16 protein-coding genes and 1 other annotated feature are annotated in these 21048 nt (G+C 53.9%); all 16 genes read right to left on the reverse strand.

Translation table 11 applies throughout. The annotated features are described in order from the left end of the window. Nucleotides 1–78: 78 nt before the first annotated feature. The 16 genes from QTL79_RS02605 to phnD all read right to left on the reverse strand — a co-directional run bounded on the left by QTL79_RS02605 (nucleotide 79) and on the right by phnD (nucleotide 21040). Entirely contained in the window at nucleotides 79–453 is a 375-nt protein-coding gene (locus QTL79_RS02605) for a pyridoxamine 5'-phosphate oxidase family protein (RefSeq protein WP_346353379.1), read from the reverse strand. 202 nt (nucleotides 454–655) lie between these two features. Next, nucleotides 656–1129 carry an SsrA-binding protein SmpB gene (smpB, locus tag QTL79_RS02610; RefSeq protein WP_346353380.1) on the reverse strand — a complete coding sequence of 158 codons (474 nt, stop codon included), beginning with the start codon at nucleotides 1127–1129 and terminating at the stop codon, nucleotides 656–658. Between the two features lie 31 nt (nucleotides 1130–1160). Continuing rightward, nucleotides 1161–3533 (reverse strand): ribonuclease R, encoded by a 2373-nt coding sequence (gene rnr / locus QTL79_RS02615; protein WP_346353381.1) that lies wholly within the window; start codon nucleotides 3531–3533, stop codon nucleotides 1161–1163. Beyond that, entirely contained in the window at nucleotides 3530–3931 is a 402-nt protein-coding gene (locus tag QTL79_RS02620) for a PaaI family thioesterase (protein WP_346353382.1), read from the reverse strand. The genes rnr and QTL79_RS02620 overlap by 4 nt, the downstream gene beginning before the upstream one ends. Nucleotides 3932–3933: 2 nt before the next feature. Next, nucleotides 3934–4659: an alpha/beta hydrolase gene (locus tag QTL79_RS02625; RefSeq protein ID WP_346353626.1), complete on the reverse strand. Its 726-nt coding sequence runs from the start codon at nucleotides 4657–4659 to the stop codon at nucleotides 3934–3936. Between the two features lie 226 nt (nucleotides 4660–4885). Then, complete coding sequence (locus QTL79_RS02630; protein ID WP_346353383.1) at nucleotides 4886–6241, reverse strand: TrpB-like pyridoxal phosphate-dependent enzyme; 1356 nt, start codon at nucleotides 6239–6241, stop codon at nucleotides 4886–4888. A 202-nt stretch (nucleotides 6242–6443) separates the two neighbouring features. Continuing rightward, nucleotides 6444–6701: a binding site (T-box leader), on the reverse strand. 470 nt (nucleotides 6702–7171) lie between these two features. Continuing rightward, nucleotides 7172–9172, reverse strand: coding sequence for a sodium-translocating pyrophosphatase (locus QTL79_RS02635; protein ID WP_346353384.1), 2001 nt, complete (start codon nucleotides 9170–9172; stop codon nucleotides 7172–7174). Nucleotides 9173–9328: 156 nt separating this feature from the next. After that, a complete protein-coding gene (gene secG, locus QTL79_RS02640) occupies nucleotides 9329–9559 on the reverse strand; it encodes a preprotein translocase subunit SecG (protein ID WP_346353385.1) in 231 nt (76 codons plus the stop codon). A 512-nt stretch (nucleotides 9560–10071) separates the two neighbouring features. Next, complete coding sequence (gene eno, locus QTL79_RS02645; RefSeq protein WP_346353386.1) at nucleotides 10072–11352, reverse strand: phosphopyruvate hydratase; 1281 nt, start codon at nucleotides 11350–11352, stop codon at nucleotides 10072–10074. A 24-nt stretch (nucleotides 11353–11376) separates the two neighbouring features. Then, nucleotides 11377–12912, reverse strand: coding sequence for a 2,3-bisphosphoglycerate-independent phosphoglycerate mutase (gpmI, locus tag QTL79_RS02650; RefSeq protein ID WP_346353387.1), 1536 nt, complete (start codon nucleotides 12910–12912; stop codon nucleotides 11377–11379). Nucleotides 12913–12924: 12 nt separating this feature from the next. Beyond that, nucleotides 12925–13674 (reverse strand): triose-phosphate isomerase, encoded by a 750-nt coding sequence (gene tpiA, locus QTL79_RS02655; protein ID WP_346353388.1) that lies wholly within the window; start codon nucleotides 13672–13674, stop codon nucleotides 12925–12927. Nucleotides 13675–13702: 28 nt separating this feature from the next. Continuing rightward, entirely contained in the window at nucleotides 13703–14887 is a 1185-nt protein-coding gene (locus QTL79_RS02660; protein ID WP_346353389.1) for a phosphoglycerate kinase, read from the reverse strand. A 71-nt stretch (nucleotides 14888–14958) separates the two neighbouring features. Beyond that, nucleotides 14959–15966, reverse strand: coding sequence for a type I glyceraldehyde-3-phosphate dehydrogenase (gene gap, locus QTL79_RS02665; RefSeq protein ID WP_346353390.1), 1008 nt, complete (start codon nucleotides 15964–15966; stop codon nucleotides 14959–14961). Nucleotides 15967–16039: 73 nt separating this feature from the next. Beyond that, complete coding sequence (locus QTL79_RS02670; protein WP_346353391.1) at nucleotides 16040–17062, reverse strand: sugar-binding transcriptional regulator; 1023 nt, start codon at nucleotides 17060–17062, stop codon at nucleotides 16040–16042. A gap of 292 nt (nucleotides 17063–17354) precedes the next feature. Next, nucleotides 17355–19097 (reverse strand): pyruvate kinase, encoded by a 1743-nt coding sequence (gene pyk, locus QTL79_RS02675; RefSeq protein WP_346353392.1) that lies wholly within the window; start codon nucleotides 19095–19097, stop codon nucleotides 17355–17357. A 23-nt stretch (nucleotides 19098–19120) separates the two neighbouring features. Beyond that, a complete protein-coding gene (phnD, locus tag QTL79_RS02680) occupies nucleotides 19121–21040 on the reverse strand; it encodes a phosphate/phosphite/phosphonate ABC transporter substrate-binding protein (protein ID WP_346353393.1) in 1920 nt (639 codons plus the stop codon). Nucleotides 21041–21048: the final 8 nt, after the last annotated feature.

Here is a 21048-nt window from a genome sequence, read left to right on the forward strand (position 1 = left end):
ATTTATTATTTAGAAATAACTTTGTATACAATTTAAAATGACCCCGGCTTTTTTCGCCGGGGTCATTTTTATGAAACGCTAAGAACCGTAGCCGATCAAAGGGCGCACTTGTTCGATGCGGAAGAAGACCAGATACAGATCCTCATCGATCGTCTCGTCCTTCGAGCAGCGCCGACGCAGTTTGAAGAGCAGCTCGCTGTTCTTTTCTTCTTTGATGCGCCGCAGATGCAGACGTTTTCCTTCCATCTTGCCTTCTTCAATGAACATATAACAGGCGGACGGATTGTCGACCACGTTATGATGGCTGATACGATGGCGCATGATAAAAGCGACGTTATGCTCATCCACGAAATGCGGCGGCGCATAGACCGCCGAATTGACCACGCCGTGCACATCGGCGGTCGACAGGATACCGTGCCCGCGCGCAGTGGCAAAGTATTCTTTCAGTGACATGATTCATACCCCCTCCATCAAACTAGCCTCTCTTTCCATTATAAAAGATATCGCCAAAAATTTCCAGAAATAATATTTACAGGTTGACAGACCCGCGTTTTTTTAAAGACGCGGTTTCAACACGACGAGGGGGAGAAGAGATAATGGCAAAGAAAAGCTGTCTTTCGTAGGCTGAAGCCTCTCAAAAGACAGCTTTTCTTTGTTATTCGCGCTGCCGGTCGCGCATTTCGCGTTCCATATCGCGTTTGGCGTCTTTTTCGGCCAAATCGTGACGCTTGTCGTACGTCTTCTTACCGGTCGTCAACGCCAGTTCGACTTTGACTTTGCCGCGCGTAAAGTAAAGTTTCAGCGGCACGAGCGTGTAGCCTTTTTCCTGCACCTTGCCGACCAGTTTGTTGATTTCATAGCGATGCATCAGCATCTTGCGCACGCGAAGCGGTTCATGATTGAAGCGGTTGCCCTGCTCATACGGGCTGATGTGCATGTTGTGCAAGAACAGCTCGCCGTTGTCGATCCGGGCATAGGCGTCTTTCAAATTCGCTTTGCCGGCCCGCAGGGATTTGACCTCGGTGCCGGTGAGGGCGAGACCGGCTTCAAAGGTCTCGTGGATGTGATAGTCATGCCGGGCTTTGCGGTTCTCCGCCGCGATTTTGATGCCCGCAGCTTTTTTTTCCAAGGGCTGCGCCCTCCTTTCGTTAGCTTACTCTTTATTCTTTCGTCTTTTTCGCTTTTTTCGGGCCGCGCCGCCGTTTCTTGTGATGCTTCTTGCCGGATTCGGCTTTCGCCGCCGGTGCGGTCAAATCGAGCAGCTGCGGTGCAGCGCCTTCGATTTTTGCTTTGCCCAGCTTATCGCTGCGCTTTTTATCGCGTCCCCGATCCAACTTGGCTCGTCCGCGTCCCTGCCCTTTCTTGGACGGCGCAAACGCTTTGCCGCGCGAGGTGTGTCCTTCCTTCAGCAGCAGGAAATCGATCTGGCGGTCATCGACGCTAACGCGGTAGACTTTGACCTTGACTGCGTCGCCCAAACGATAGACGTTTTTCGTCCGCTGGCCGATCAGGCAAAACTGGTCTTCGATGTATTGATAATAGTCGTCATCCATCGTCGCCAGGCGCACCATGCCTTCGATGCCGATTTCCAGTTCGACGAACATGCCAAACGACGTGACGCCGCTGACAAAGCCGGGCATAGTTTCGCCGACGAAGCGGGCCATGTACTCGGCCGCCTTAAGATCGACCGTGTCGCGCTCGGCTTCAGCTGCCGCACGTTCGCGCTGCGAGCAGTGCTGTACGAGTGGAGGCAGTTCCGCAGTCAGCTGTTCTTTGCGCTTTTCCGAAATGCCGCCGCTCTGCCAACTTTCGCGCAGCAAGCGGTGCACGATCAAATCCGGATAGCGACGGATCGGCGAGGTAAAATGCGTGTAAAATTCGGCCGCCAGGCCAAAATGCCCAAGATTGGCCGCTTCGTAACGCGCCTGCTTGAGCGAACGCAGCATCACGGTGCTGAGCATCCGTTCTTCCGGTCGGCCAATCAAACCCTGGAGTACTTTTTGCAGCGCCATCGGCTTGATCTCGGCGATGTTTGGAATCGTATGGCCGAAGTTATGCAACATGTTGTTGAGGCGGATCATCTTGTCTTCGTCCGGTTCTTCATGCACGCGATAGACAAAGGGAACTTTTAATTTGTTCATATGCTCAGCCACGGTTTCATTGGCAATGAGCATGAATTCTTCGACGATCGATTCGGCCAGCGTTCGTTCGCGTTTTGTAACGGCGACCGGCACGCCCTGTTCGTCGAGTTTTATCTTAAGTTCCGGGAAATCAAAATCGATCGCGCCGCGTTTCATCCGCCGCTTGCGCAGAATCGCGCAGAGCGTTGCCATGTTTTCCATGTGCGGCACAAGTTCCTTGTATTCTTCCGCCAGCGCCGCATCCTTGTCGACGAGAATTTTTTTCACGATCGTATAGGAAAGGCGACGGCAGACGCGGATCACACCGGGAAAGAGTTCATGCTTCACAACCTGGCCATGCGCGTCGATCTCCATGTGCGCGCCGAGAATCAGGCGGTCTTCGTTGGCGTTCAAACTGCAGATGCCGTTCGAAAGACGGGTCGGCAGCATCGGCACGACGCGGTCGGCCAGATAGACGCTGGTGGCGCGATTGCGGCCCTCGACGTCGAGCACCGAATTTTCCTTGATGTAATAGCTGACGTCGGCAATATAGACGCCGAGCAGATGATTGCCGTTCGCAAGCGGTTCGACATAGACGGCGTCATCGAGATCCTTTGCGTCTTCGCCGTCAATCGTGACGACCGGCAAGTGGCGCAGATCTTTGCGTTGCGTGAGCTCGTCTTCTTTGATCGTGAGCGGTACGCGCTTGGCGGCGTTCAAGACCTCCTCGGGAAAATCGACCGGCAGGCCGTGCTGCTTGATGATCGACAGCACTTCGACGCCCGCCTCGCCCTTTTGCCCGAGGAATTCGACGATGACGCCTTCGGCGCTGCGCCGCGCTTGCGGCCAGGAAGTGATCTCCACGACGACCTTGGCGCCGGTTTTCATATCACCGACATTGCTCTGCGTGATAAAGATATCCTGCCCGATTCGTTTGTCATCGGGCGTAACGAAACCGAGACGCGCGTTGGCTTCAAACGTGCCGACGATGCGGCTGTTGGCGCGTTCCACGATGCGCACGATCTCACCCTCGCGCGATCGCCCGCCCGCCGTACCGCCGCGCCCCAGACGCACGACGACCCGGTCGTTGTGCATGCCGCTGGCCAGATTGTCGGTTGCGATATAGACATCCTCTTCCTTGACGCCGTCAGGCGGCAGATCGGGAATGACAAAGCCAAAACCTTTTGCGGTCAGCGTAAGACGTCCGACGACGAAGCCGAGCCGTTCCGGCAGACCGTATTTCCCCTCTTCGCTTTTGCAAAGCGCCGCTTCGTCTTCGAGTTCCTGCAAAACTTCCCAGACCTCTTTTAGCGCATTGCCTTTTAACGCCAGTCCCTCGATCAACGTTTCGGCGCTGATCGCCTTGGCCTTCTCCTGTTTAAAAAAGGCCAGCACTTGTTGGCGCATCTTCATATTGATTCCTCCTTGGCCGCCATCACGGTGGCCTTGCCTTCGGCTGTAATTGTGCCATCCGGCAATCGTATTTCTCCTGCCATTTCATACATTCGGCCGCGCTTTTGCACGATGCGCGCCGTCGCGGTCAGCGGCTGACCGATCGGTGTCGGTTTTCGGTAGCGTACCTCAAGGCGCGCCGTGACCGCATTGAAGCCCAACGCATATATATAGCCAGCCATCACTTCATCCAGCACGGTGCTGACCAAGCCGCCGTGCATAATGCCGTCATAGCCCTGATGTTCCTGTTTCGGGGTCAGCGTCGTGCGATACTCTTCGCCGACTTGTTCAAATTCCAACTGCAAGCCGATCGGATTCAGTTTGCCGCAGGCAAAACACCAGTGATTGCGTTCTTCCATCTTCATCCCTCCAAAAAGCGGGTCACGGCCTCGTAGACCTGATCCCGTTCCATATCGAGCGTCACGATATGTCCCGATCTTTCCAGCCAGACAATTTCCTTCTCTTTACTGGCAATCCGCGCATATATATATTCAACGCTTTCCGGCTTCACCGTATGCTCGCGCCGCCCTTGCACCAAAAGCGCCGGTACGCTGACGCGCGGTAAAAATTCTTCCGCCTGCCTGATCAAGTCCAAAAGGCTGCTCAGGCTTCTGAGCGGCGTATAATCGTAATGAACCAGGTAGCAATCTTCGATTCCGGCGTAACGTCGCCGTTTCTTCGGCGCATAGCTGCGAAAAATCCGGTAGAACGGCAAACGCGCAATCCGTTTATCATAAAGAAAAATCGGCGCGCTCAGAGCCGCGACCTTCTCCACCGGCTGCAGCGCAGCCAAACGCAGCGACAGCAACGCACCGAGCGACAAACCGACGACCTGAACCGAATCGCAAAGGCCGCGCAACAAATGATAACCGTCTTCCACGCAGGCGTACCACTGATGCCAGTTTGTCTGCGCCAGTTCTTCCACCTTCGTTCCGTGTCCGGTCAGACGCACGCCGAGCACAGTAAAGCCGCGGCCATGCAGATGATCGCCTAAGAGTCTCATTTCAGCCGGTGTTCCGGTAAAACCATGCACCAGCAGCACGCCGCGCCGTCCGCCCGGCAATAAAAAGGGCTCAGCCCCCGTCATCAGAGCCAACGGCAGCGCCTCCTTCACATAAGCATTAATACTTTATTATACCATAAAGAAATTAATGTATGGTGGTAACGTTATTGAACCACAGATGCCTTTGCTATCACAGAAGTTACAGCGCGGCTTATCAGTACAATAAAAGGAAGACACGAAGAAGTTCGTTTATAGAAACATCTTCGTGTCTTCCCATTCTTCCTAGCTTCGTGTTAAAACTCCACCGTTCCTATACGTTCGGCAGCGACTCCAAGCTGGCGGCGAGATCTTGCGCGCCGCAGGGAACGTCCTGCAGATCGCCTGCGAAATAGCGGTCGTACGCCCCCATATCGAAGTGCCCGTGACCGGAGAGGCAAAAGAGAATCGTCCTGGCTTCGCCCGCTTCCTTCGCCGCCAGCGCTTCGACTATCGCGCCCTGAATCGCATGCGCGGATTCAGGCGCAGGCACCAGTCCTTCCGTGCGGGCGAAGAGGAGCGCCGCTTCAAACACTTCCTGCTGATTATAGGCACGGCCTTCGATAAAGCCGTCGTGGTACAGCTGGCTCACGAGCGCCGATTCACCGTGGTAGCGCAGTCCGCCCGCATGGATGCCGGACGGCATGAAGTTATGTCCCAGCGTATACATTTTCGTCAGCGGCGTCAGTTTGCCAAGATCGCCGTAATCGTAAGCGAACGTCCCCTTTGTCAGCGTCGGGCAGGCGGTCGGCTCGACGCCAACGGCTCTGACCTTGCCGCCGTTAAAGCGGTCTTTAAGGAACGGAAAGGCAATGCCGGCAAAATTGCTGCCGCCGCCGCACGCTCCGACAATCACGTCGGGATAGGCGTCGAGTTTTTCCAGTTGCTTCTTGGCTTCGAGCCCGATCACCGTTTGATGCAGTATGACATGGTTCAATACACTGCCCAGCGCATAATTCGTATCGGCGCGCCCGGCAGCTTCTTCGACCGCTTCCGAGATCGCGACGCCCAAACTGCCGTGTGAATCGGGATCTTTCGCCAAGAGACTGCGACCCGCTTCCGTCAGATTCGACGGGCTTGGAATCACGTCCGCACCGAAGATTTTCATAAAGGAACGGCGGTACGGCTTTTGATGGTAGCTGACTTTTACCATGTACACCTTGCATTCCATGTCGTAGAAACTGGCCGCAAGACTGATCGAACTACCCCATTGTCCGGCGCCGGTCTCGGTCGTCAGGCGGGTAATCCCGGCCTGCTTGTTATAATACGCCTGCGGAATCGCAGTGTTAACCTTGTGACTGCCCGCCGGACTGGTTCCTTCATTCTTATAGTAAATCTTAGCCGGCGTGCCGAGCGCTTTTTCCAAACCATAGGCGCGCACCAGCGGCGTCGGTCTCCAGATGCGGTACTTTTCCACCACTTCTTCCGGTATATCGATCCAGCGTTCCTGGCTCACTTCCTGTTTAATCAGTTCCATCGGAAAGATCGGCGCCAAGTCTTCCGCCTTTAGAGGCTGCATCGTTCCCGGATGCAGCGCCGGAGCCAATTTGTTCGGCATATCGGCTTGAATGTTGTACCACTGGCGCGGAATCTCCGCTTCGCTTAACGTCACTTTCTTTTCCATCGTCATATAGTCTGCCTCCCAATTATTATTGTTTTAAAAATTATTTTGAACCACAGATGGCTTCGCCATCACGGAAGCCGCATTGCGGCTTAACGGTTTACACCATGGCGGCCAACGGACGCCTGCGTTTCGCGCAGCGAACTGTGTCGCCGCAGGCGACTGTGGTTAAAACGGCCAATAAAAAAACTCCCGTCGCTCTTGCTTATGCAAAAGGGACGAGAGTTATCTCTCGCGGTGCCACCCTAGTTGATCATTCTACGAATGATCCTCTCCGTCAAAGTACGGGACAAAACGTCCGATACCCGCTTCCTGATAACGGCGGAAGAATCCCGGCAGCGCCTACCCCAAAAGGCTCGGACTGCATCTCCTGGGCCCATTCCATGAACTGAGCTTTATCGGCCTCCCACCCCCGCCGACTCGCTGAAAACCTCTTTTTTCATGTACTCTTCCCATTCGTCGATGTTGTTGTTTTCAATTCGTAAACTATTGTCATTTTAACAGAGACATCATTCTTCTGTCAAGAAACTTTTCTGGATTAATCGCCGATGGCTACGCAATCTTCGCAGGGTATCGTCATGGCCATTCCTCTGCGTTTCCCAAGCCCCGCGTCAGTGGTTTTTCCTGGCCATGGAGGACAAGGATGTCGGACAGGGAATGATTGGCAAGTTCGCCGAAACTGGCGACAGGGATGTCGCCGGCAGGCAGCGCGCCCGGACGGCGCATTCTGCCTGGAATTTCGCTGGACGCAGCCTTTCATGACCATGTCCGACCCGACGTCCGTTTGGGCCAGGTAAAACCACTTCTGCGGACAGAGCTAAAGACCTCATTATTTTCATCATTACCAAGTTAAATTTGCTAAAGCAAGCACCTCTCACGCTTCTCGCACAAAAAGACGCCCTTGCCAGCAATATGCCGACAAAGGCGTCTTCTCATTTCTTACATGTACAAAAGCGGCGCAATGATCAAGGAAATCGTACCGGCAACTTTGATCAATGGGTTCATTGCCGGTCCGGAGGTATCCTTGAACGGGTCGCCTACGGTGTCGCCGATAACGGCAGCCGCATGCGTCGGGGTTCCTTTGCCGCCATGATGGCCGCTCTCGATGTATTTCTTCGCATTGTCCCAAGCGCCGCCGGCGTTGGACATGAAGATTGCCATCAACACGCCCGCCACGGTTGCGCCCGCTAAGAAGCCTGCCAACGCTTTCGCTCCCATGATGAAACCAACCGCCAGCGGACAGCCGACTGCCAAAAGACCGGGAACCAGCATCTCTTTGATCGCTGCCTTGGTGCTAATATCGACGCAAGCCGCATAATCCGGCTTGCCGGTGCCTTCCATGATGCCAGGAATTTCCCGGAACTGACGGCGCACTTCGCCGATCATTTCAAACGCCGCTTTGCCGACCGCTTCCATCGTCAGCGCACAAACCAGGAACGGCAGCGTGCCGCCGAGGAAGAGGCCGATGATGACGTTCGGTTCGGTCAGGTTGATGACCAAGTGGCCATTCGAAAGTAAATGGCCCAGTTTCGGATTTTTCGTGATTTCTTCACCGAACGCGGTAAACAATGCCAGTGCGGTCAGCGCCGCCGAACCGATTGCAAAGCCTTTGGCAATCGCCGCGGTGGTGTTGCCGACCGAGTCCAGCTTGTCCGTCGTCTTGCGCACTTCCGGACCAAGTTCCGCCATTTCCGCAATGCCGCCTGCATTGTCGGCCACAGGACCGAACGAGTCTACCGCAACCACCATGCCGGCGGTGCAGAGCATGCCCATCGCAGCCATTGCGATGCCGTAGATGCCAGCCTGGTTGAACGAGACCCAAATCGCCACGGCAAAGACGAGAATTGGCAGCGCCGTGCTGCGCAAGCCATTGGCTACGCCGGAAATGATATTCGTCGCCGCGCCGGTTTCCGAGGCAGCAGCAATATTTCTCGTCGGCTGATGCGCCGATGACGTGTAATATTCGGTGATTGCGCCTACGGCCACGTTGACGACCAAGCCGCAAACGATCGCGATGAAGATGCCGAAGCCCTTATCGCCGAAAATATGAGTAGCCAACCCGTAAGCCAGGGCGGCGGTAATGATATTTGTGCCCCACAATCCGCGATTGAGCGCGGCTTGGGGATCGCCGTCCTCACCGGTACGGACGAAGAAGGTGCTGATAATCGCCGCGGCAATGCCGATTGCGCCGATTAAGAGCGGGAAAATGACGCCGTTAATGCCGTACAGCGTATTGCCGATCAGCATCGCTGCAATCGCGGTCGCGCCGTACGATTCGAACAGGTCAGCGCCCATACCGGCAGTGTCGCCGACGTTATCGCCAACGTTATCCGCAATAACGGCCGGGTTGCGCGGATCGTCTTCCGGTATGCCCGCTTCTATCTTGCCGACCAAGTCTGCGCCAACGTCAGCCGCTTTGGTATAAATACCGCCGCCGATTCTCGCGAAGAACGCGATTGCGCTGGCGCCAAAGGCAAAGCTGTTGATGACGACCGGATCGCGGAAGATGATGTAAAGCACCGATACGCCGAGCAATCCGAGACCTGCGACCGACATGCCCATGACGACGCCTGCCCGAAAAGAAACACTAAGCGCCTTGTTCAAGCTGCTGCGCGCCGCCTCTGTGGTGCGGGCATTTGCCTTGGTAGTGGACGTCATGCCTACATACCCGGCTACAGCTGAACAAACGGCGCCTACTAAAAAGGACACTGCCAGTTTATAACCTTCTACATAAAACAATACGCAGAAGATGATGACGGTGAAGGGGATCAACGTCTTGTATTGACGGTTTAAGAATGCCATCGCCCCTTCAAAGATCGCCTGAGATAAATACTGCATTCTTTCATTGCCAGGATCTTCACTTAACACGCTGTTCATACAATATGCTGCAAACAATAATGCCACAATACCTGCCAGTGGTGCAATAAATACTAATTCCATTCCTTTTCCTCCCTTATCATGGTAACCGGAACAAACCGAATCCAAATTTGGCGAAAAAGACCCACTCCTGAACCACTTCTACTACACCTAGCTCAATGGTTACCTAGCACGTTTTCTAGCGCGGCTATATCCTGTTTTCTGCTGCAAAGATTGCTGCTAACGCATCAATTTGGCCAATGCCAACGTGAGAATGACAAACAATGCTCCCAAGATCATGGTCAGTTTGGCTAAAGCTTGATCCATGCCCTTTTTCCGACCGCCGAAGAGAACATCGGCGCCACCTGCGATGGAACCGGACAAACCTTGGCTTTTACCGGACTGCAGTACGACAACGGCAATCAGCGCCAAGGAAACGATGGCTTCTAAAATCATTAATGTGGTAACCAACTTAGTAACACCCTCCTTCCAGTACATGCTTCTCTTATTTTAGCACATGTAACATTCTTTTGTATACAGCTGCTCTCGCGTTTTCCTAAATTTCAGAATAATCTTTCATAATAACTTTACTAATTGCACTACCCATGTTTGAGAAGATCTCCCAGTAAAAAGAATTCTATTTTATGACGTCTTTCCAGTGTAACATAAAAAATGAAAATCGATGCGCCTTCCATTAAAACTGACGACGAGATTTTAACGCGAAAAGGGGAAGAAAGGCAACGCTAGAAAAAATTCAATTTTATTTTTTCTTTGCACTCTTCTCAGCTTTCTTTTTCGCTTCGCAGCTTCGTGTTGAATCCCCCACGTTCCATAACAAGCCACTTCTTGCATGCCTTTAGTTCAAAAAAGCAGCCCGCTTGCGCGGACTGCTTTCAGCACTCTTTCTCACCATCCTGTTGATCTCAGACAGGCAAGCCTGTTTGAGGACCGGCCAACAGCAACGAAAAGAATCAACTTCTATCTTATTTTACGTTGTAGAATACTTTGCGGCCTTGGTATTGGCCGATGATGCTCAGTTCTTCCTCGATGCGCAGCAGTTGGTTGTACTTCGCTACGCGGTCGGTACGAGTCGGCGCACCGGTTTTGATTTGACCGGCATTGACTGCGACAGCGATGTCGGCAATCGTAGCATCTTCGGTTTCGCCGGAACGATGCGAGATAACGCAGGTATAACCGGCGCGTTTCGCCATTTCGATCGAATCGAAGGTTTCGGTCAATGTGCCGATTTGATTTACTTTGATCAGGATCGAGTTAGCCGTGCCGGACTCGATGCCGCGGCTCAGACGCTCGGTGTTGGTAACGAACAGATCGTCGCCGACCAGTTGGATTTTCTTGCCCAGTTTTTCGGTGAGCAGCGCCCAACCTTCCCAGTCGTCTTCAGCCATGCCGTCTTCGATCGAGATGATCGGATATTTGTCAACCAGATGCGCATAGAATTCAACCATTTCTGCGCCGGTCTTGATAACGCCTTCGCCAGCCAGGTTGTACTTGCCGTCTTTATAAATTTCGGAAGAAGCTACGTCAAGCGCCAGGCCGATTTGCTCGCCAGGTTTGTAACCGGCTTTGGTGATCGCTTCCATGATGACTTCCAGAGCTTGTTCGTTGGAAGCCAAGTTCGGAGCGAAGCCGCCTTCGTCGCCGATCGCGGTGTTCAGACCGCGGCCTTTGAGGACGCTTTTCAGCGTATGATAGATTTCAGCGCACATGCGCAGCGCTTCTGCAAAGCTTTCTGCGCCAACCGGCATGATCATGAATTCTTGGATGTCAACGTTGTTGTCGGCATGTGCGCCGCCGTTGAGGATGTTCATCATCGGAACCGGCAGTTGTTTCGCATTGAAGCCGCCCAGGTATTGATAGAGCGGCAGACCGAGCGAGATAGCAGCCGCTTTGGCGACAGCCATCGAAACGCCGAGGATTGCGTTGGCGCCGAGCTTGCCTTTGTTCGGCGTGCCGTCGAGTTCGATCATCGCTTTATCGACGCCGACTTGGTCGTATACGTTCATGCCGACAACTTCCGCTGCGATGATTTCGTTCACGTTTTCAACAGCTTTCAGAACGCCTTTGCCGAGGTAACGGCTTTTGTCGCCGTCACGCAGTTCGACCGCTTCGAAGATACCAGTCGAAGCGCCGGACGGAACAGCCGCACGGCCCAACGTGCCGTCTTCGAGCATAACGTCGACTTCTACCGTGGGGTTGCCGCGGGAATCCATGATCTCTCTTGCAATAACATCAGTAATAAACATAGTGAACCTCCAAAATTATCTTTCTTATTTTTCGATCAGGCTGACGCCATCCATTTCCTGCGGCGTTTTCAGACCGGCCATTTCGAGAATGGTCGGCGCAATATCCGCCAGAATGCCGGAGCGCAGCTTGACGCCTTTGTATTTTTCCGAAACCAGCACGAACGGCACCACATTGGTGGTATGCGCGGTAAACGGTTCACCCGAGACATGATCGAGCATGATGTCGGCATTGCCGTGATCCGCCGTGATACAAACGACGCCGCCCTTGGCGCGAATCGCTTCGACCACGCGGCCCACACAGTTATCGACCGTGCGGATCGCAGTCTTTGCCGCATCGAGAATGCCGGTATGTCCGACCATATCGCCATTGGCATAGTTAAGAATGATCAGATCATGCGTACCGGCTTTGATCTGTTCCAGCAAACGGTCGGTGACTTCCACCGCGCTCATTTCCGGTTTCAGATCATAGGTTGCAACCTTCGGCGACGGTACCAACAGCCGTTCTTCGCCTGCACTCGGCTTTTCATCGCCGCCATTGAAGAAGAACGTCACATGCGCGTATTTTTCCGTTTCGGCGATGCGCAGTTGTTTCAAACCGGCATCGGCAAACACTTCGCCCAGCGTGTTCTTCAGGTATTGAGGCTTGTAAGCGACTTCAACCGCAAGATTTTCTTCATACTGCGTCAGCGTCGCGAACTGGAGCGGGAAATAGCGGCGAGCAAAGCCGTTAAACTCCGGATCGACAAACACCTGCGTCAGTTCTCTCGCCCGGTCAGGGCGGAAGTTAAAGAAGACAACCCCATCCTTTTCCTTGATGGCGCCTTCCTTGCCGTTGCCGATTACGGTCGGCAGGACAAACTCGTCAGTTTCTCCTTTGGCATAGGACTGCTCTACGGCCTGCTTTGCGCTGGCGGCTGTTTCCCCCTGCCGCAGCACCAAAGCCTGATACGCTTTTTCCACCCGTTCCCACCGCTTGTCGCGGTCCATAGCATAGTAACGGCCGGATACGGTTGCAATTTTGCCGATGCCCATTTCCGCCAGCTTAGCTTCCAATGCGGCAACATAGTCAATGCCGCTTGAAGGCGGCACATCACGGCCATCCAGGAATGCATGCACATATACTTCGCGCAGCCCCTTCTCTTTGGCCAACGCCAAGAGCGCATAGACATGATCGATGTGACTGTGGACGCCGCCGTCAGACAGCAGGCCCATTAAGTGCAGAGCGCCGCCCGCGGCTTTGGTCTTCTCGACCACATCGCACAGCACAGGATTGGTGAAAAACTGGCCGTCGCGAATCGCTTTGGTAATGCGCGTCAATTCCTGATAGACCACACGGCCTGCGCCAATATTGAGATGTCCCACTTCGGAGTTTCCCATTTGCCCCTCCGGCAAGCCTACGGCTTCGCCGGAACACTGCAGCGTCGTATGGGGATACATCTCCATGAGCAGATCCATATGCGGGGTCGCGGTCTGCGCAATCGCATTATATGCGTCTTGCTGATCGCCAATCCCCCAGCCATCTAAAATCAACAATGCAATCGGTGCCTGCAATTTAGCCACAATCAATTCCTCCTAAAACTTTACAATCTTGCTGAAACCTTCAGCGTCAAGGCTTGCGCCGCCGACCAATGCGCCGTCGATATCGCTTTTGCCCATCAGCTCGGCAATATTGTCGGCTTTTACGCTGCCGCCGTATTGGATACGGACTTTGTCCGCTACCGCTTGGCTAAACTGAGCAGCCACGGTGCGACGCACAAACGCGCAAACGTCGTTTGCCTGGTCAGCCGAGGCAGTCAGGCCGGTACCGATCGCCCAGATCGGCTCGTAAGCGATGACGACTTTTTCCACTTCTTCGTTGGACAGGCCAGCAAGGCCCGCTTTGACCTGAGCGCCGACAACGGCTTCGGTGGTGCCGCCTTGACGTTCTTCGAGGCTTTCGCCGCAGCACATGATCGGGATCAGTTTGCCGTCGAGAGCCGCTTTGACTTTCTTGTTAACGGTTTCGTCGGTTTCCGCGAAGTACTGGCGACGCTCGGAGTGGCCGACCAAGACATATTCGCAGCAAACGTCGCGCAGCATTTCAGCGGTTACTTCGCCGGTGAAAGCGCCTTTTTTCTCGAAATGCATGTTTTGTGCACCCATGTGAATGTTCGTGTTGTTCAGCGCATTGGCCACTGCGACCAGCGTGGTGAACGGAGGGCAAACTACGATATCCACGTTTTTTGCATCGGCAGTCAGCTTGGCTAATTCCTGTACCAAAGTCACGCCTTCGCTGCTGGTTTTGTGCATTTTCCAGTTACCTGCAATAATCGGTCTACGCATGATTCATACCTCCACTGTTTTGTTATTTTTACTTGTCAGCCAAAGCCGCGATGCCCGGCAGAATTTTGCCTTCGAGATATTCGAGCGATGCGCCGCCGCCGGTGGAGATGTGAGTGATCTTGGCTGCAAGGCCCACTTTTTCCAAGGCTGCGATCGAATCGCCGCCGCCGACGATGCTGGTCGCGCTCGACGCAGCAACCGCTTTGGCAACGGTTTCGGTGCCGTTAGCAAACGCGTCCATTTCAAATACGCCCATCGGTCCGTTCCAGACAACCGTCTTCGAACCTTCGAGCGCTTTCGCGTAAATCTCAGCAGTCTTCGGTCCGATATCGAGCGCCATCCACTCGGGATCAATCGCATCGATCGCCACCGCTTTATGAGCCGCATCCGCCGCGAATTTCTCCGCGATGACCACGTCTACCGGCAAGAGCAGGTTGACGCCGCGTTTCTTGGCCATTTCAATCAGGCTCTTAGCCAGCTCGAGCTTGTCCGCTTCCACTAAGGACTTGCCGGTCTGATAGCCTTGTGCGGCCAGGAACGTATTGGCCATGCCGCCGCCGATAATCAGCGTGTTGACTTTCGAGAGCAGATTTTCGATGACGCCGATCTTGTCCGATACTTTAGCGCCGCCAATGATCGCAACAAACGGAGCGACCGGGTTGGCAACGGTATTGCCGACGAACAGGATTTCTTTTTCCATCAGGAAGCCGGCCACAGCCGGAATGAATTTTGTGATCCCTTCGACCGAAGCATGCGCCCGGTGCGAAACGCCAAATGCGTCATTGACCAGCACATCGGCCAATACAGATAATTGACGGGAGAATTCCGGATCGTTCTTTTCTTCTTCCTTATGAAAACGCAGGTTTTCTAACAGCAGGATCTGGCCGCCTTTGAGGGCTTTGGCCTTTTCTTCCGCTTCCGGGCCTACGCAATCATTGGCGAATAAGACTTCGCGTCCGAGCAGCTTTGCCAGACGCTCCGCTACCGGTTTCAGCGAAAACTCAGGGACGACCGCACCTTTCGGACGGCCCAGATGACTGGCCAGAATGACCGCTGCATTTTGCGCAAGCAAGAATTCCAAAGTGGGCAGCGTTGCGCGAATACGGGTATCTTCGGTGATATTGCCGGCCTTGTCCATGGGGACGTTATAGTCTACCCGGACGAGGACCTTCTTGCCCATGACCACGATATCCTTAAGACTTTTCTTCTCCATGCTTATCCCTCCAAAAAGGGTCACAGCAGAGTGTGACCCTTCTTCTGTTCGTTTTTCAATTACGAAACGACTTACAGACCTTTTTTCGCGATGTAGCCGATCAGGTCGACAACGCGGTTGGAATAGCCCCACTCGTTGTCATACCAGGAAACGACTTTCACCATGTTGCCTTCCATAACCATTGTCGACAGCGCGTCGATGATCGAGGAATTCGGGTTGCCGTTGAAATCTTTCGAAACCAAAGGCTCGTCGCAGTATGCCATTACGCCTTTCAGTTCGCCTTCTGCAGCGGCTTTCAGCGCAGCGTTGATTTCTTCAGCCGTAGCTGCTTTGTCCAATTCAACAACCAGGTCGACAACCGATACGTTCGGGGTAGGAACGCGCATTGCGAAACCGTTCAGTTTGCCTTTCAGTTCCGGCAGAACCAGAGCAACCGCTTTTGCAGCGCCAGTGGTCGTCGGGATGATCGACATGCCGGCAGCACGTGCACGACGCAGATCGCTATGCGGCAGATCGAGAATCATTTGGTCATTGGTGTACGCATGCACGGTGGTCATCAGACCGCGTTTGATGCCGTATTTTTCGTTCAGGACTTTAGCGAACGGCGCCAGGCAGTTCGTGGTGCAAGAAGCGTTGGAGATGACATGATGGTTTTTCGCATCATATTTATCTTGGTTAACGCCCATTACGATCGTGATGTCTTCATTTTTTGCCGGAGCGGAAATGATGACTTTTTTAGCGCCGGCTTCGATATGAGCGGACGCTTTTGCTTTGTCGGTGAAACGGCCGGTGGATTCTACAACCACTTCCACGCCCAGATCGCCCCAGCCCAATTTAGCCGGTTCGCGTTCTGCCAAAACTTTGATGCGTTTGCCGTTGACCAGGATGTCGCTGCCGTCAACTTTGACTTCAGCATCCAAAATGCCATGCACGGAATCATATTTGAGCAGATGAGCCAGCGTCTTAGCGTCCGTCAGATCGTTAACTGCTACGATCTCTACCGCCGGGTTTTTCAATGCTGCGCGGAAAACGTTACGACCAATACGACCAAAACCGTTAATACCTACTTTTGTTGCCATAATCGAATTACCTCCTGCTTGGTTTTAATTTTTATATGCCTAACAACGCCGCCGGACGGCGGCATGTTGCTGCCTAAACAATCTCCCGGATCGCTTTCGCGCCTGCCTCATCGGTGATGAGAACGTCCTGGCCTCCGGCTCTGGTCACCGCGACGATGGCTTCGGCTTTGCGCCGTCCACCCGCTACCGCAATGACAAGTCCGATTCCCGCCAGGTCATCCAGGTGCAGCCCCAGGCTGCTGGTGATATAGATCGCCTTACCCTCGAGGGTAAAATAATGTCCCAGAACCTCGCCCACCGCGCCGCTGCTTTCCAGTTTGGCGATGAACTCTTCGTCAAAGCCGCGTCGCGCCGCCATTTCTCTGGCCTGCCCGATGCCGTTGACCAAAATGTTCGCCTGTTTGATCAGTTCGGTCACTTCGAGAATATTGCTGTTCTTGGCCCAGACCGGACCGACCATATCCTCGCTGACGCCTTCCGGCACATGCAGCAAGCGGTATCGTCCACCCAGTTTGTTGGCCATCGCCGCCGCAATGGTGTTGGCTTGGTATTCCACCCGTTCGCCAAGACCGCCTCGGGCCGGTACCACTGTGGTACTGGTTTTATTGTAATGGATGGCCGCTGCGACTTGCGCCATTAGCGACCCGCCGCTGACCGCCACCGTCATATTTTCCTGTAAGCACTGGTAAAGCATCTGCGCCGCTGCGCGCCCCAAATCCTGGTTGACGCCGCTGTCGGCTTCACAGTCGCCGGGAATGATCATCACCCGTTTCAAGCCGAGCTTTTGACAAAGTTCCGTCTCTAACGCGCTCAAACCATGAAGTTCGCGGACATACTCGGCCAGTTCAAGAACCAACTGCTGCCCTTCCGGTGTGATCGTCATGCCAAGCGGCGATAAATCAATCAATCCCGCCTGCTTAAGAAAGTCGATCTGCGCACGCACGATTCGCTCGCTGCGATCCATCTGCGCCGCAAGACCGCGCCGTCCTACCGGACCGACATTGGCGATGTGGCGTAGCAGTTCATAGCGTTGCGCCAAACTTTCCACCAGCTCAGGAGCAATTTTGCGTTGTAATCTGACCACTTGATTCCACATTTATTCTCCCTGGGACTTTTTATGTCCCCCTGGAACATTTTATGTCCCATAAGCATAAAAAAATATATGCCGGTATTTTATTTCCTCTATCTATCTCTCTTTTTAAGTTTCGCTGTTGGAAATAAAACTCCTGCCGCCAGACGAAGAAAATTAAATATATACAAAATACCAAATAATTACATAATGTACAATAAAAATACGAAGACCCTACGCAAAGCAGGAGAATGCCAGAAGCGGCAGATCCGTTTCTCGGGCCTTCGTTATTTTATTTTAGCAACAGTCCAAAACGAGTTTAGCGCGCGTTGGTTTCACCACGGTAGACCAGACCGCGGCTGGTGTCAACCGTGACAATGCTGCCGTCCGTCAGGCGTTCGGTCGCGCCATCGACGCCGACCAAGACCGGGATACTGCAATTGATGCCGACGATCGCCGCATGTGAGGTCAGGCCGCCTTCTTCCGCAATAACCGCGGAAGCTTTTGCCGCATAGGCCGCCGTTTCTTCGTCAACGCCGCTGATGACCAGAATGTCACCGGCTTTGAACTTCGTCTGAACGTCTTTGAACGAATGCGCTACGCAAACTTTGCCGGTAGCGGAGGTTTGGCCGATGCCTACGCCGCGCAGCAGCACATTGCCGACCACATGAACGCGAACCATGTTCGTCGTGCCGCTCATGCCCATCGGCACGCCCGCAGTGATGACGACCAAGTCGCCTTCTTTGACAACGCCGGATTCCAGCGAACTTGCCACTGCCTTTTCAACCATCTCGTCGCTGTTTTTGACAGCGCCGCGCAGGATCGGCTGTACGCCCCAGAGGAGCAGCATTTTACGCAGTGCGGATTCGCTCGGCGTAACCGCGAGAATATTGGCTTGCGGACGATATTTCGATACCATGCGAGCCGTGTAGCCTGTTGTCGTATCGGTCAGGATCGCAGCCGCGTTCAGTTCTTGCGCGATTTGTACTGTCGCGTGGCTGATTGCCTCCGTCGTGGTACGCTGCGTTGCCGCGGTTATTTCTTTGTATTTCAAGGCCGCTTCGGTACGGATCGCGATACGCGCCATCGTTTCAACGGCTTCTACCGGATAATCGCCCTGTGCGGTTTCACCGCTCAGCATGATCGCATCGGTGCCGTCCATGATTGCATTGGCCACGTCGCTTGCTTCGGCACGGGTCGGACGCGGGTTATTGACCATCGATTCGAGCATTTGCGTCGCGGTGATAACCGGTTTGCCGGCCTTATTGCATTTCTCGATGATTTCTTTTTGTACGAGCGGCACTTCTTCGGCCGGGATTTCAACGCCCAGATCGCCGCGCGCAACCATGATGCCGTCGGAAACTTTGATAATTTCGTCGACATTCTTTACGCCTTCAGCATTTTCGATTTTAGGAATGATCAACATATCTACGCCGGCTTCTTCGAGCAGCTTGCGGATCGTAAGCACGTCAGCCGCACGTTGTACGAACGAAGGCGCAACGATGTCCATGCCCAGTTTCGCGCCGAACAGCACATCGGCAATGTCCTGCTCGGACAAAGGCGGCAGATTCAAAGCTACGCCAGGCGCAGCAACGCGTTTGCGGTTGCCGATGCCGCCCGTATTGAGAACGGTCGTATGGATGTCATCGCCTTCGATCTTGTCGACATTCAGGCAGACAAGGCCGTCGGAAAGCAGAATCTGGTCGCCGGCTTTCACTTCCTGCGGCAGGTATTTATGGTTGACGGAACAAATTTCAACCGTACCTTCCACGTCACGCGAAGTCAGGATGAATTTTTGATCCTTTTTCAAAACGACTTTGCCTTCTTTAAAGAGACCGAGACGCATTTCAGGTCCCTTGGTGTCAAGCAGCAACGCGACCGGCTTGCCTACTTTGGCAGAAGCGGCACGCACCATCTCGATACGGGCGCCATGTTCGGCATGATCGCCATGGGAGAAGTTAAAACGAGCGACATTCATGCCGGCTTCGATCATTTTTTCCATAATCCCCGGTTTTTCGGTACTAGGACCTTGGGTACAAACGATTTTAGTTTTTTTCATCATGTTTTTACATACACTCCACTTATTTATTTTGTTGCTTTGGCGGCTTTACGTATGACGTCGTAGACTTCGTCCTTCGCCTCAATAAAGCCGTTGAGATTGACGCGTTTCATCAAATCGGCCTGTCGGCCGACGCGATCGGTCGTTTCCATGAACGCCGTCTTGAGATCCGCCAGCAGCTTGGCATCCAAGCCGCCGCGCGCCGCAATCGCATCTTTAGGAATCGGCTCGGTGCGCGCGAGAATTGTCAGGCCTTGCACCTTGGCGCCATGCGCTTTCGCCGTATCAAAAGCTTCCGAGTAAGTTCCGCCGGCATCGACGACACCTTCGAGAATTCCGTCGATGACCCGGTTGTGACTGCCTAAGAAAGATGTCTCGCCGAAGAACGTATCCGGGTTTTTCCCCTGTTCCAACAGCATCGCCCTGGGATATACATACCCGGACGCCGACTGGCGGTCTACAAAGGCAAAACGTTTGCCCCGCAAGCTATCCAACGATGCAAATTCATTACGCGCCACAATATAACCGATATAGGAAGCATTGTTGTTGACCACCGCCGTTACCAGCGGAATAACATTGCCTCGTTCCTTAGCGGAAACATAGGCAAATGGAGAAAACCAGCCTACATCGATCGTTCCGTTCAACAAGGAACGTCCCAACGAATCATAGTCTGAAACGATGATCACCCTTGCCTGTCGGCCGACTTTTTTGGCGACTTCCTCCAAAATCGGACCATAGGTTTCTTTGATGATCTTCGGTGAAGTAAACGGATTAAAGCCGAATACCAGTTCATGCGGTTTCTTAAACAATACGGCCACTTCCTGGATCTTGTCAACCGCACGCGTCATCTCCGTCGTGAATTCACTGATTTCATCGATGCTCCGTTCCTGTTGACCGATGCTGGCCAGCGCCTCTTGCGTGCTGCCGGCGATTTCGACCGTACCATTGCCGATTGTCTCAACCGCGACCGCCATCTGTTCGGTTGTCGACTGTTGATCGGACGACAGTTGGCACAGACGGCTGACCGTCTCTTCAATACTGCGCACCGTGCCTACAATGCTGTCCATACTGGAGGCGGACTGCTGCGCCATCTGTTCCATGCCGTCAATTTTCGTCTTGCCGGCCTGCATGCTCAGTGTGGCATTATGCGTTTTTTCCGTGATATCTTTTACCGTAGTTTCGACTTCATGCGTGATCGCTTCGCTCTCACTGGCCAGTTTACGCACTTCCTCGGCTACGACGGCAAAACCGCGCCCTTGCTCACCGGCCCGGGCCGCTTCGATCGCCGCATTCAGCGCCAGCAGATTCGTCTGGCTGGCAATGCCTTGGATCTTGCCGACAAACTCGCCGATTTTCTTAGTTGCAGCGTTCAGCTCTTCCATCGCTGTTACCGAAGCCTGCACGACCTGCGCCACTTCGAGCATCGTACGGCTCGATGCCAAAATGGCCTGTTGACTTTGCGCCGCCATTTCCGACGATTCACGGCATTGTTTCATCGCATCGCGGGAGGCATTGGCCACAACGGCCGAGTTGGCCGCGATTTCCTCGACGCCCGCCGAAGTTTCTTCCGCACTGCTCGCTGTCGTCTCGCTTTCGCGCGCGATCTCTTTCGCCTTATTCGCCAATCTGTTGAGCGCTGTCCGGCTTTGACCGACCAACCATGCCAATTGCTGCGAAATAAAAGATAAGTTCTCGGCAATATCATACATATTGGCATCGGGACAATCATTGCTCACTGACGTTTGCGCCAAGGTCGCCGCCGGGCGCGTCTCTTTTTCTCCCGCCTCCGGCGTTATACCCTTGAGCACTGCCGCCGAGATTCCCGCAAGAATCACGACGAGCAGCATACTCCACAGACTACCGACAGACTGCGCCAGCCATACGGCCAGAGCGCCCGTCACCATGATCGCCGCCAGATGGAAAAACATCACCTTTCTCCCGTTCACTGGTAATC

Source organism: Azotosporobacter soli (assembly GCF_030542965.1).
Taxonomy (GTDB): domain Bacteria; phylum Bacillota; class Negativicutes; order SG130; family SG130; genus Azotosporobacter; species Azotosporobacter soli.